Source organism: Paraburkholderia sp. GV068, from assembly GCF_003058125.1.
Taxonomy (GTDB): domain Bacteria; phylum Pseudomonadota; class Gammaproteobacteria; order Burkholderiales; family Burkholderiaceae; genus Paraburkholderia; species Paraburkholderia graminis.
Window position 1 is genome coordinate 465,442 of record NZ_QBUB01000001.1, and the last position, 13,437, is coordinate 478,878.

Annotated in this window: 10 protein-coding genes; 8 read left to right on the forward strand and 2 right to left on the reverse strand. The window is 63.8% G+C overall.

Annotated features, from left to right (window positions below; genetic code table 11):
• The first annotated feature begins 430 nt into the window (after window positions 1-430).
• The 5 genes from C8K18_RS02160 to C8K18_RS02180 all read left to right on the forward strand — a co-directional run bounded on the left by C8K18_RS02160 (window position 431) and on the right by C8K18_RS02180 (window position 5,979).
• Window positions 431-1,942, forward strand: a complete 1,512-nt coding sequence (locus tag C8K18_RS02160) for a sugar ABC transporter ATP-binding protein (protein WP_053858462.1) — start codon at window positions 431-433, stop codon at window positions 1,940-1,942.
• Between the two features lie 16 nt (window positions 1,943-1,958).
• Complete coding sequence (locus tag C8K18_RS02165; RefSeq protein WP_006051220.1) at window positions 1,959-2,984, forward strand: ABC transporter permease; 1,026 nt, start codon at window positions 1,959-1,961, stop codon at window positions 2,982-2,984.
• A gap of 93 nt (window positions 2,985-3,077) precedes the next feature.
• Window positions 3,078-4,019, forward strand: a complete 942-nt coding sequence (locus tag C8K18_RS02170) for an ABC transporter substrate-binding protein (protein WP_006051221.1) — start codon at window positions 3,078-3,080, stop codon at window positions 4,017-4,019.
• 54 nt (window positions 4,020-4,073) lie between these two features.
• Window positions 4,074-5,372: an L-fuconate dehydratase gene (locus C8K18_RS02175; protein WP_107706802.1), complete on the forward strand. Its 1,299-nt coding sequence runs from the start codon at window positions 4,074-4,076 to the stop codon at window positions 5,370-5,372.
• Between the two features lie 100 nt (window positions 5,373-5,472).
• The gene (locus C8K18_RS02180) at window positions 5,473-5,979 is read left to right on the forward strand and encodes a YgjP-like metallopeptidase domain-containing protein (RefSeq protein WP_006051223.1); all 507 of its coding nucleotides are present in this window, start codon (window positions 5,473-5,475) and stop codon (window positions 5,977-5,979) included.
• 4 nt (window positions 5,980-5,983) lie between these two features.
• Here the strand turns inward: C8K18_RS02180 and C8K18_RS02185 are convergent, their stop codons facing one another.
• On the reverse strand, window positions 5,984-8,317 hold the full coding sequence (locus C8K18_RS02185) for an FdhF/YdeP family oxidoreductase (protein WP_107706537.1): 2,334 nt from the start codon (window positions 8,315-8,317) through the stop codon (window positions 5,984-5,986).
• Between the two features lie 166 nt (window positions 8,318-8,483).
• Here C8K18_RS02185 and C8K18_RS02190 point away from each other — a divergent pair, with 166 nt between their 5' ends.
• Window positions 8,484-9,917, forward strand: coding sequence for a PLP-dependent aminotransferase family protein (locus C8K18_RS02190; RefSeq protein ID WP_053858460.1), 1,434 nt, complete (start codon window positions 8,484-8,486; stop codon window positions 9,915-9,917).
• A 62-nt stretch (window positions 9,918-9,979) separates the two neighbouring features.
• On the forward strand, window positions 9,980-10,309 hold the full coding sequence (locus C8K18_RS02195; RefSeq protein ID WP_006051226.1) for a helix-turn-helix domain-containing protein: 330 nt from the start codon (window positions 9,980-9,982) through the stop codon (window positions 10,307-10,309).
• A gap of 24 nt (window positions 10,310-10,333) precedes the next feature.
• Here C8K18_RS02195 and C8K18_RS02200 read toward each other — a convergent pair whose 3' ends face one another.
• Window positions 10,334-10,828, reverse strand: coding sequence for a lysozyme inhibitor LprI family protein (locus tag C8K18_RS02200; protein WP_053858458.1), 495 nt, complete (start codon window positions 10,826-10,828; stop codon window positions 10,334-10,336).
• A 250-nt stretch (window positions 10,829-11,078) separates the two neighbouring features.
• Here C8K18_RS02200 and C8K18_RS02205 point away from each other — a divergent pair, with 250 nt between their 5' ends.
• Window positions 11,079-13,376 carry a bifunctional diguanylate cyclase/phosphodiesterase gene (locus tag C8K18_RS02205; protein ID WP_006051228.1) on the forward strand — a complete coding sequence of 766 codons (2,298 nt, stop codon included), beginning with the start codon at window positions 11,079-11,081 and terminating at the stop codon, window positions 13,374-13,376.
• Window positions 13,377-13,437: the final 61 nt, after the last annotated feature.

Below are 13,437 nucleotides of genomic sequence, written 5' to 3' on the forward strand. Positions count from 1 at the left end.
TTCGCTGCCCTGAGCACGCGCTACGCTCGTTGAATCACATCACGATCATAGGCGGGCCCTGCCTGCTGCGGTAGGCATGCATGGAGACACATGGCGTTGCCGGCCGGGCACCAATCAGGGAACGGATCGGCAGGGGATCACGACCGAACGAAACCTGTAGAAGCGGTGTTTGCGGAGGCAGGCTTGTCTGAAAATCCCAAACTCTGCACAAACGACCCCCGTAACCACTCCAGACACTCGGGAATGCCTGCACTTGAGCCGCTGCCTTCGCGCGTCGTAGAATCGTCGCACATCGGTTTGGGGGTCCAGCAATGTGCCTGGCTTCTCGTTGCGATTTAAGACGAACCACCGCGCGCCGTCCGGCGCTTTCGCGCTCCGCCTGCCGGGTTGAGGCGAGCGTTTGCCGTGCAGCCGTCGTCGGCGTCGCGCCATGACCCCGCTGATTTCCGTCAAAAAGCTCAGCAAGAGCTTTCCCGGCGTGCGGGCGCTTCACGACGTCCAGTTCGAACTGATGGCGGGCGAAGTCCACGCGCTGATGGGCGAGAACGGCGCCGGCAAATCGACGCTGATGAAAATCCTCGCCGGCGTGTACACGCGCGATTCCGGCGAAATCCTGGTTGGCGGCGAGCCGGCCGAATTCCTGAGCCCGCGCGATGCGCAAGCCGCGGGCGTCGGCATCATTCATCAGGAACTCCAACTGATGAATCACCTCACGGTCGCGCAGAACATCTTCATCGGCCGTGAGCCGCGCGGGCGGCTTGGCCTCTTTCTCGACGAAGACAAACTCAACATCGCGGCGCGCGAAATTCTGTCGCGCATGCATGTGAATCTCGATCCGCGCGCGATGGTCGGCGAGCTGACCGTGGCGAGCCAGCAGATGGTGGAGATCGCCAAGGCGTTGTCGTTCGACTCGCGCGTGCTCATCATGGACGAGCCCACGTCCGCGCTCAACGACGCCGAAATCGCCGAGCTGTTTCGCATCATTCGCGAACTGAAGGCGCGGGGCGTCGGCATCGTCTACATCTCGCACAAGATGGACGAACTGAAGCAGATCGCCGACCGCGTCACCGTGCTGCGCGACGGCGAATATGTCGCCACCGTCGACGCGGCGAACACCACCGTCGAGGCGATCATCGGCATGATGGTCGGACGCACCTTGAGCGACGCAACGCCCGCCGCGCGCGATGCGGCGCAAGGCGAGACCGCGCTCGAAGTCAGGCATCTGAACGCCGGGCCGCTCGTGCGCGATGTGAGCTTCACGTTGCGCCAGGGCGAGATACTCGGCTTTGCCGGTTTGATGGGCGCGGGCCGCACCGAGGTCGCGCGCGCGGTGTTCGGCGCGGACCCCGTCGAGTCCGGCGAAATCTTCGTGAAGGGCGCGAAAGCGTCGATTAAAAATCCAAGCGATGCGGTCGCGCACGGCATCGGCTATCTCTCCGAAGACCGCAAGCGCTTCGGGCTTGCAACGGGCATGGACGTCGAGTCGAACATCGTCATGTCGAACCTGCGCAATTTCCTGTCGCTCAACTTCTTTTTGCGCCGCGCGCGGATGCGCCGCCGCGCGAGCCATTTCATCAATCTGCTGGCAATCCGCACGCCGTCGGCGAGTCAGGAAGTGCGGCTCCTGTCCGGCGGCAACCAGCAGAAGATCGTCATCGCCAAGTGGCTGGAGCGCGACTGCGACGTGCTGTTCTTCGACGAACCCACGCGCGGCATCGACGTGGGCGCAAAAAGCGAGATCTACAAACTGCTGCGCAAGCTAGCGGACGAGGGCAAGGCAATCGTGATGATTTCGTCGGAGCTGCCGGAGATTCTGCGCATGAGCGACCGCATCGTCGTGATGTGCGAGGGCCGCATTACCGGCGAACTCAGCGCGAAAGAAGCGACGCAGGAGCGCATCATGCATCTGGCCACGCAGCGCCAAACCCTGAAAGCGGCGTGAGCCGCGAGAGGACGCTATGACAGTGCAATCCGATTCCTCCGCGCTCACCGGCGCGCGGCGCCTGAGCGGCCTGAAGGCCCGCATCTTCTCGCCGACGGCGTTGCAAAAGATGCTCGCCTTCGCGAGCCTCATTCTGCTGCTGGTGTTTTTCAGCTTCGCGTCGCCGGCATTCATGCAGATGGACAACATCCTCGGCATTCTGCAGGCGACGGCGGTCAACGGTGTGCTCGCCATTGCGTCGACCTTCGTCATCATCACGGGCGGCATCGATCTGTCGGTCGGCACGTTGATGACCTTTACCGCGGTGATTTGCGGCGTCTTTCTCACGTATTGGCATCTGCCGATGTGGCTCGGCGTGCTCGCGGCCATCGGCACGGGCGCGATCTGCGGGACGATCTCCGGCACGCTCACCGCGAAGATGAAAATCCCGCCGTTCATCGCGACGCTTGGCATGATGCTGCTGCTCAAGGGACTGTCGCTCGTGGTGTCGGCGGACAAGCCGATCTATTTCACCGACACCGAAAACTTCTACATGATTTCGCAGGACTCGCTGATCGGCTATTTCGTGCCGAGCCTGCCGATTCCGAACGCGGTGCTGATCCTGTTCTTCCTCGCGATCGCCAGCTCGATCACGCTCAATCGCACGGCGCTCGGACGCTACACGTTCGCGCTCGGCAGCAACGAAGAGGCGGTGCGGCTGTCAGGCGTGAACGTCGACCGCTGGAAGATCGCCATTTATGGCCTTGGCGGCGCGATTTGCGGCATCGCGGGTCTGCTCATCGCGTCGCGTCTGAACTCGGCGCAGCCGGCGCTCGGCCAGGGCTACGAGCTCGAAGCGATCGCGGCGGTCGTGATCGGCGGCACGTCGCTGTCGGGCGGCTCGGGGACGATACTCGGCACCATCATCGGCGCATTCATCATGAGCGTGCTGACCAATGGCTTGCGCATCATGTCCGTCGCCCAGGAATGGCAGATCGTGGTGACGGGCCTCATCATCATTCTCGCGGTCTACGCCGACATCCTGCGGCGCAGAAAACGCTGAACACGCGCCGGACAATATCAACAAGGGAGGCGCGAGAACGCTTCCCCGACGACTGTAGAAGAAGAAGGTCCACACCTTAGGAGGAGAGAGTCCATGTTGAATCGGAAAGCATTCGGCGTCGTGGTCGGCTTGAGCGCGCTCATCGGCGGGGCGAATCTCGCTCATGCCGACGACGTTTATATCCCGCTCATTTCGAAGGGTTTCCAGCATCAGTTCTGGCAGGCCGTCAAAGCCGGCGCGGAGCAGGGCGCGAAGGAACACAAGGTCAGAATCACGTTCGAAGGCCCGGAAACCGAGGCGATGGTCGACAAGCAGATCGACATGCTGTCGGCCGCGCTCGCGAAAAAACCGCAAGCCATCGGCATTGCCGCGCTCGATAGCAAGGCGGCCATTCCGCTCCTGAGACGCGCGCAGTCGGCGAAGATTCCGGTGATCGCATTCGACTCCGGCGTGGACAGCGACATTCCGCTCACGACCTGCTCGACCGACAATCTCGCCGCCGCCGCGCTCGCCGCCGACAAGATGGCCGACGCGATCGGCAATGCGGGCGATGTCGGCGTGATCGTGCACGATCAGACGAGCCGCACGGGCATCGACCGGCGCGACGGCTTCGTGAACCAGATGAAGAGCAAGCATCCGAACGTGAAGATCGTGTCTGTGCAATACGGCGGCGGCGACCACCTGAAGTCCGCGGAGATCGCCAAGGCGATGATTCAGGCGAACCCGAACCTGAAGGGCATTTTCGGCGCGAACGAAGGCTCCGCGGAAGGCGCGGCAATCGGCGTCAAGGAGTCGGGCAAGAAGCTCGTGCTGATCGGCTACGACTCGGGCAAGGAGCAGAAGGACGACATCAATTCCGGCCTGATGGCGGGCGCGATCACGCAGAACCCGATCGGCATCGGCAAATGCGTGGTGGATTCCGCGGTAAAGGCGCTCAAGGGCGAGAAGCTGCCGAAGAAAGTCGACACCGGCTTTTACTGGTACGACAAGAGCAACATGAACGATCCGAAGATCGCGGCGGTGCTCTACGATTGATCGTCGCCCGAATGCAGCCGTCGAGGAGCGTGTGACATGACCACCAGCACCACGATCACTACCATCACCCGGCTGTCGGTGCGGGACATTCGCTTTCCGACCTCGCGCTCGCTCGACGGCTCCGACGCAATGAACGCCGCGCCCGATTATTCGGCCACTTACGTGACGCTCGAAACGGACGCGCCGCAAGCGCTCGTGGGTCATGGCCTGACGTTCACGATCGGGCGCGGCAATGAAATCTGCGTGAGGGCGGTGGAGGCGCTCGCGCCGCTCGTCGTCGGCAAAACGCTCGAGGAGATTGCCGCGAACATGGGCGCGTTCTGGCGCGCGCTGACGTCGGACAGCCAGTTGCGCTGGATCGGTCCGGACAAGGGCGCGATCCATCTGGCCACCGCGGCGGTCGTCAATGCCGTGTGGGACCTGTGGGCGAAAGCGGAAGGCAAGCCGGTGTGGAAACTGCTCGTCGATATGAGCCCCGAAGAACTCGTGCGCTGTCTCGACTTTCGCTATGTGACGGACGTCATCACGCCGCACGAGGCGATCGCGATGCTGCATCGTCACGCGGCAACCAAGGCCGTGCGCGAGAAGGAAATGCTCGCGCAAGGCTACCCGGCTTACACGACCTCGGCGGGCTGGCTCGGCTACGACGACGACAAGATTCGCCGCCTCGCGCGCGAAGGCGTCGCGCAGGGCTGGACGCATTTCAAGCAGAAGGTCGGCGGCAATCTGGATGAAGACATGCGCCGCGCCCGCATTTTGCGCGAGGAAATCGGCCCCGGCCGCAAGCTGATGATGGACGCGAACCAGGTGTGGGACGTCGATGAAGCCATTGCCAACATGCGGCATCTCGCGCAATTCGATCCGTGGTGGATCGAGGAGCCGACGAGCCCCGACGACATTCTCGGTCACGCGGCGATTCGCGCGCGGCTCGCACCGATCGGCGTGGCGACCGGCGAGCACTGTCATAACCGCGTGATGTTCAAGCAGTTGCTGCAGGCGCATGCGATCGACTTTTGCCAGGTCGACAGTTGCCGGCTGGGCGGTCTGAACGAAGTGATCGTCGTGCTGCTGATGGCGGCGAAGTTCGGCGTGCCGGTGTGTCCGCACGCGGGCGGCGTCGGTTTATGCGAGTACGTCCAGCATATTTCGCTGTTCGACTATATTTGCGTGTCGGCGTCGCTGGAGAACCGCGTGCTCGAATACGTGGATCATTTGCACGAGCATTTCGTCGATCCTGTCGTGATCCGCAACGGCCGTTATATGCCGCCGCAGCGTCCGGGCTACAGCATCGAGATTCACGCGGACTCGCTCGATCAGCATGATTTTCCTGGCGGCGCCGCCTGGCGCATCTGATGCACGCGAGGCAAGCGAAGAGACGGCCGTGTAAACTCGCCGTTTAGCGACCTGCTTGCGAAGTATTCGACACGCAGGCCGCCCACGCCAGGCCACGACCATGCATCATCATTTGAAATACCTGAGCGGCTATCCGCCCGCGCTGCTCGACAAAGTCAACAAGCTCATCGCCGACGATCAACTGGGCGCATACCTCGCTGCCCGTTATCCGAACACGCACGACGTGCAAACCGACCGCGCGCTCTACACGTATTGCGCGGAATTGAAGCGCGAGCATCTGCGCAGCGCGGAGCAGATCGACAAGGTCACGTACGACAGCAAGCTCGACGTGATGCGCCACGCGTTGGGCCTGCACACGAGCATCTCGCGTGTGCAGGGCGGCAAGCTGAAGGCGAAGAAGGAAATCCGCATCGCGTCGTTATTCAAAAACGCGGCGCCGGAGTTTCTGAAGATGATCGTGGTGCACGAACTCGCGCATCTGAAGGAAAGCGATCACAACAAGGCGTTTTACCGCCTCTGCGAGTTCATGCAGCCGGGCTACCATCAGTTCGAATTCGATCTGCGGCTTCACCTCACGCATCGCGCGTTGGCGAAGGCGCAGACCTGATGCGTCAGGCCGCGACGGCCTCGAGCGCCGACGCCTTCAACAACACGGGAATCGACTTCGAAGTCGGCGTGCCCGCGCCGTCCGCAACCGACGACAGCGGCACGAGCGGATTCGTCTCCGGATAGTAAGCGCCGAGGCAGCCGCGCGGAATGTCGTATTCGACGAGCAAAAAGCCATCCGCGTGACGCTCGATGCCGTCGGCCCACACGCTCGTGATGTCCACGCGCTGTCCGGCCGCGAAACCTAGCATCGCGATGTCGTCCTTGTTGGCGAACAGCACGCGCCGCTGTCCGTACACGCCGCGATAGCGGTCGTCGAGCCCGTAAATCGTCGTGTTGTACTGATCGTGCGAACGCGTCGTCATCAGCGTCATCAGGCGCTCGCCATGCTGCTCGCGCGCGCGATGAATCGGCGTGTCGAGCGCGATGGCATGCACGAGGAAATGCGCCTTGCCGCTCGGCGTTTTCCAGATCCGTTCACGCGATGCGACGCCGAGATGGAAACCGCCCGGACGCTTCAGACGCTCGTTGTAATCGTCAAAGCCGTCGATCACTTTCGCGATGCCGTCGCGAATCAGCGCGTAGTCCGCGGCATGCGCGAGCCAGTCGACCTTGTGGCTGCCGAGCGTCGCGTGCGCCATGCGCGCGACGATCGCGATTTCGGACAGCAGGTTTTCGGACGCCGGCTTATTCATGCCGTACGAGATGTGCACCATGCTCATCGAATCCTCGACGCTCACGCCTTGCGCGACGCCGTTCTGCAAGTCGATCTCGGTGCGGCCGAGCGTCGGCAGAATCAGCGCATCGCGGCCATGCACGAGATGGCTGCGATTCAGCTTCGTCGTGATGTGCACGGTGAGATCGCACGAACGCATTGCTTCCCACGTGCGCGGCGTGTCCGGCGTCGCAATCGAGAAGTTGCCGCCCAGACCGATAAACACTTTCACCTTGCGATCGAGCATCGCCTGAATCGTGTTCACGACGTCGAGCCCGTGCTCGCGCGGCGGCTCGAAACCGTACACCTCGCCGAGCCGGTCCAGAAACGCCTGCGTGGGCTTTTCCTCGATGCCGACAGTGCGGTCGCCCTGCACGTTCGAATGGCCGCGCACCGGGCACAGCCCCGCGCCGCGCCGGCCGATATTGCCGCGCATCATCATCAGGTTCGACAGCAGTTGCACCGTCGCGACCGAATTCTTGTGCTGCGTGAGACCCATGCCTGCGCGACCCTTTGCGTAGATGTCGGCGAGCTTGAGCACGTCTTCGTACGGCACGCCGGACTCTGCGACGATGGTGTCCCAGCGCTCGGCGCGCAGGTCTTGTGCGAACGCCTCGAAGCCGACCGTGTGTTCCGCGATGAACGCAACGTCGAGCACGCGTTCCAGATCAGACGCCTGCGCTTCGTCATCGAGTTCGATCACGCGCTTGGCCACGCCTTTGATGAGCGCGAAGTCGCCGCCGACCTTCGGGCGGATAAACACCGAGCTGATTTTCGTGCTGCCCATCGTCAGCATTTCCACCGGATGCTGCGGGCTCGCGAAACGCTCCAGCCCGCGCTCCTTCAGCGGATTGATCGACACGATGGTCGCGCCGCGCTTTGCGCACTCGCGCAGTTCGCCGAGCATCCGCGGATGGTTGGTCGCCGGGTTCTGGCCGAAGATCAGCAGCGTGTCCGCGTGTTCGAAGTCGTCGAGCGTGACCGTGCCTTTGCCGATGCCGACCGTGTGCGGCAAGCCGCGGCTCGTCGCTTCGTGGCACATGTTCGAGCAGTCGGGGAAATTGTTGGTGCCGTACATGCGCACGAACAACTGGTAGAGAAACGCAGCTTCGTTGCTTGCGCGGCCCGACGTGTAGAACGCGGCCTGGTCCGGATCCTCGAGGCGCTTCAGATGGCTCGCGATCAGATCGAACGCTTCGTCCCAGCCGATCGGCACGTAACGGTCGCTCATCGCGTCGTAGACGAGCGGGTCGGTCAGGCGGCCGTGCTGTTCGAGCTCGAAGTCGGACTGCGTCATCAGTTCGGCGACCGTATGCTCCGCGAAGAACGCGGGCGTCACGCGCTTGCTGGTCGCCTCGGCGGCGACCGCCTTCACGCCGTTCTCGCAGAACTCGAACGTGGACGCATGCTCGCGGTCGGGCCACGCGCAGCCCGGACAGTCGAAGCCGTCCGGCTGATTCTGCTTGAGCAGCGTGCGGTAATTGCCGCCCGTGACCTTTTCCTTGATCAGGTTGATGGCGACGTACTTGAGCGCGCCCCAGCCGGCCGCCGGGTGCGTGTACGGCTCGATGCGGGCGCCGCTGGTGTCGGCGCCTGATTTATTGCGGATGTCGGTGTTCTTCATGATGTTGCCGCGCGTGGTCTTGTCATGGCTTTTCGGGCCGATGTTCCAAGACTACTGTGTTCCAATCGCAGTGCAGCATACAGAAAAACAAAAAGGGAAGGGATACAGTTCTTGCGTTTTGTCATAGACTGGCGCGCGAGATATCCGTTTTCCTTGAGCCACGTCCTTGAAACTCTACGAAAAGCTCGCCGACGAAATCACCCAGTCCGTGCGCCGCGGCGTATTCGCGGCGGGAGAGCGGATTCCGTCCGTGCGGCAGGCGAGCCAGCAGCATGGCGTGAGCATCAAGACGGTGCTGCATGCGTATGCGTTGCTGGAAAGCCGGGGCATCGTCGAAACGCGTCCGCAGTCCGGTTATTTCGTGCGCGAAGCGGCGCTGAATGCGTTCCGGCCCGAAACGCGGCGCGCGGACAGCAAAGCCGCGCCGCCTGTCGCGCCGGTTGCCGCCGAAGTCGACGTGAGCCGTCTCGTGCTTTCCACGCTGCGCAGCATCCGCGCGCACGACGCCGTGCCGTTCGGCTCGCCATATCCCGACCCGTCGCTGTTTCCGTGGCGGCGCATCAATCAGTATGCGAACGCGATTGCGCGCCGTCAGGCGAGCTGGAATCTGATCGACGATCTGCCGCCCGGCAACCCCGAACTGATCCGGCAGATTGCGCGCCGTTATGCCGAGAACGGCATGCCCGTCGATCCCGGCGAGATCGTCATCACGCTCGGCGCCACCGAGGCAATCAACCTCAGCCTGCAGGCGATCGCCAAACCGGGCGACACGGTGGCCGTCGAATCGCCGACTTACTACGCGATGCTGCACGCCATCGAGCGGATGGGCATGCGCGCGATCGAGGTGGCGACGCATCCCGTCGACGGCATCGACATCGACGCGCTCGCGCAGGTGATCGCGAGACAGAAGATCGCCGCCTGCATGGTGATGCCGAACTTCCAGAATCCGCTCGGTTTTCAGATGCCGGACGCGCGCAAGCGGCAACTCGTCGAACTGCTCGCCGCGCACCAGATTCCGGTCATCGAAAACGATGTGTATCAGGAGCTGTATTTCGGCGAGTCGCGGCCGTCCACATTGAAGAGCTTCGACACGCAGGGGCTCGTGCTGCATTGCGCGTCGTTCTCTAAAAGCCTGACGGCGTCGTACCGGATAGGCTGGGCGCTGCCGGGCCGTTATCGCGCGCAGGTCGAGAAGCTCAAGTTTCTGAATACGCTGACGACGCCTTCGGTGCCGCAGGTCGCCGTCGCCGATTATTTGCGGCAGGACGGCTACGACCGGCATCTGCGTCACGTTCGCAAGGTTTATCGGCAGCAGGCGAGCATCATGAGCGCGATGGTGCAGCGGTTCTTTCCGGCGGGCACGCGCATCTCCGCGCCGCAGGGCGGCTATGTGCTGTGGGTGGAGTTGCCCGAGCGCGTCGATTCGATGAAGCTGTATCGGGCGGCGCTCGCGCGCGGCATCACGGTCGGGCCCGGCATGATGTTTTCGACGCGCAACGATTTTCGCCATTTCATCCGGCTCAACTACAGCTATCCGTGGACGGCTGACAGCGAGGCGGCGTTAAAGACACTCGGCGAACTGATCACGCAGATGACGTGAAGCGCCGGCATCGCTCGCACGAAAAGCAAGGCGGCCGGCGGATAAAACACAAGGAGACATGAATGGACGAAGAGGGAATCGATCCGGTGCTGCTCGCCGTGCTCGCGCAGCTTTGGCGCGCGCAAAGTGAACGGCCCGCGCGGCAGACGCCGGGCGGCTCGTGGTCGCTCGCGAGGCTGTCGAAGCAGGCAAACGTGCCGATGAGCGCGCTGCGGCGGCAGTTGACGGCGCTCGTTGACAGCGGCCTCGTGGAGACGATGTTCGATGAGGAGGGCGCCGGCACTGCGCGTCTTACGGAGACCGGCCGCGAGTTGTGCGCGGAGCTGTTCGGCGAGAGCGGAGCGGCGGAAGATGCCGCGCCTGATCCAGACACGCCGCCGAGCCTTCACTGAAGCGACGCACGGCGCAGCGCGTGACTACGTTCGTCCCAACATCGCGACGCCGCAGAACCAGTCGCCGCCATGCGGCGTCTGGTGGTTCCACTGGCTGCCGTTCTGCTTGATGACGCTCGCGCACTGCTCGCCGATCACGATGCCGGGATGCGCGGCCGTGCATTGAAGCATCGTGGGATCGACGCTCGAAGCACCCATCCGCACGCCCGCAATCACCTGCTCCAACTCGCCGATACGCGCCGCGTACCACGTCCCCAAACACGCGGCGTCGCGGCAATTCGCCTCGCGCCACGCCCACTTGCTGTCGCTGTCGGCGATGAAGCCGCGCCGGTCGCTCACCGTGCGCCGCGCTTTCCAGTAGAGTCGGCCCAACGTATCGTCGAGGCGCGACAGCGCGGGATCGTTGCAGATGATCTTTTCGGCGAGCGAGCGTCCCTTGCTGCAATCGAAGCTCGCGGCTTGAGCGGACGGATGCGCGATCAGCAGCGCGGCGATCAGAAGAGGGCGGACGATTTTCATGACGGTTCACGCGATGCAGGGTTTCTCATGCAACGGATGATCGTCCGATCGCGCGTCATGCGGACGCCGGAAAAAGCAGCGGTTAGCGCAAGTGATTACCAGATATTGCCTTGCGCGACGCGTGCGGCGCCGCGATAGTGGAAGGCACGGCAAATCGAAGCGCCACCTGCGGAAATCCTGTGCATTCGACGGGTATACCCTGGTGCGCTGCTTACACAATCTTGCCGATGTTGGGTAGGGGGGCGCATATATGAACCGCGAAGCGACATCACGCATGGAGGCAGGAGCGACGCCCGATAGTTGCCGATACCGGCCGGATCTGGCCGAAGAGGTGCTGGCGTCGGAGCGCAGCGTATTGCGGCTCATCACCCGCAATACGCCGTTGCCGGAATTACTGGACGAGGTGTGTCACCGCGCGGAAGCGCTGCTCGGTTCGGGCGCGGCATGCTCGATCCTGTTGCTCGACGAAGACGGCCTGCATGTGCGCATGGGCGGCGCGCCGTCGCTGCCCGCGCACTTCAGCGCGGCAATCGACGGTGTCGCGATCGGCCCGTGCGCGGGCTCGTGCGGCACGGCCATGTACGAGCGGCGGCTGGTGGTCGTCGAGGACATCGAGACGGACCCGCTGTGGGCGGACTTCCGCGCGCTCGCGTTGCCGCTCGGCCTGCGCGCGTGCTGGTCGGTGCCGTTCGAAAACGACGCGGGCGCCGTGCTCGGCGCGTTCGCCGTCTATCATCGCGAGCCGCGCCGGCCGACTGCTCAGGAAGAGACGATGCTGCGCGACATCGGCCGCAGCGTCGGGCTCGCCGTGCATCAGGACGCGATGGCGCAACGTCTCGCGAACAGCGAGGAGCATCATCGGCTCGTCGTCGATCATCTGATCGAAGGCATCGTCGTGCAGTCGCGCGAGGGCGTCGTGCTCGCCTGCAATCCGAGCGCGCAGCGCATGCTGCGCACCGGGCCGCAAATCGTCGGGCGCAGCATTCGCACGGTGATGGTGCGCGGCTTTCACGAGGACGGCTCGCCCGTGAAGGAAGACGAGCGGCCCACCAGCCAGGTGCTCGCGACCGGCAAGCCGATGCTCGGCGTCACGCTCGCCGTCGAACTGGTGAGCGGCGAAGTCATCTGGATCACCGAGAACGTGGTGCCGATCCTGAAGCCGGGCCAAAGCAAGCCCGACTCCGTGCTGATTTCCTTCACCGATATTGGCCCCGTGCGCGAGGCGCAGCGCCAGCTCAAATTCCTCGCGACCCGCGATTCGCTCACCGGCCTCTACAACCGCGCGTATCTGACCGAGCGGATGAACAGCCTGTTCGCGCCGGGCGCGCCGAACGGCAGCGGCGAATTCGCGAACGTCGCGGTGCTGTTCGTCGATCTCGACGGTTTCAAGAAGGTCAACGACACGGCCGGTCATGAGGCCGGCGACGCGTTGCTGAAGAGCGTCGCGCAGCGGCTCGCCGGCTGCGTCGGCCCCGACGACACGCTCGCGCGCGTGGGCGGCGACGAGTTCGTGATCGTGGTCGGCGCGAGCGATTGCAGCGACCGGCTGATCGCGCTCGCCCGTCATATCCTCGACGAAATCGCGGTGCCGTTCGCGGTGGCGGACAACGAGTACTACCTGGGCGCGTCGATTGGCATCAGCCGCTTTCCCGAAGACGGCCAGGACGCGCCGACGCTGATGCGCAACGCCGACTCGGCGATGTATCACGCGAAACAGCGCGGCCGCAACAACTTCCAGTTCTTCACCGCCGAGCTGAACCAGCAACTGCAGCGCCGCTTCGTGATCGAGCAGTCGCTGCGGCGCGCGCTCGCCGGCGGCGAACTGAGCCTCGTGTATCAGCCGATCGTCGACAGCCACGCGGGCCGCACCATCGGCGCCGAGGCGCTCTTGCGCTGGTACAACAGCGAGCTCGGCAACGTGTCGCCCGCCGAGTTCATTCCAGTCGCGGAAGACGCGGGGCTGATCGCCGAGATCGGCGAATGGGTGCTCGCGCACGCGTGCGAGCAGGCGGCGCGCTGGCGGCGCACGCTCGCGCCCGACCTGATCGTCGCGGTGAACCTGTCGCCGCGTCAGTTCAACGACGGCCTCGTCGAGCGGATCAGGCGCTGTCTCGACCAGTCCGGGCTCGACCCGGCGGCGCTCGAACTCGAAATCACCGAGCGGCTTCTGATGAGCGACAGCGACACCGTGCTGCCGATGTTGCAGACACTGAGCGCGACGGGCGTGCGTATTTCCGTCGACGACTTCGGCACCGGCTATTCGTCGCTGTCGTATCTGAAGCGCTTTCCGCTGCATAACCTGAAGATCGACCGGTCGTTCGTCGCGGGCTTGCCGGATCATCGCGATTCGATTGCGATCACCCAGGCGGTGGTGGCGATGGCGCATTCGCTCGGCATGAACGTCACCGCGGAAGGCGTGGAAACGCCCGAGCAGGCGGCGTTTCTGCGCTCGATCGATTGCGACAAGCAGCAGGGCTATCTGTACAGCCGGCCGGTCGGCGCGAGCGCTTATGCGCGGGCGTTGGCGGATGCGTATGCGGCGACGTGAGAGGTGACAAGCGCGGCGACATGAGCGGTGACATGAGCGCGGCGGCGACTGGGCGTAAGAT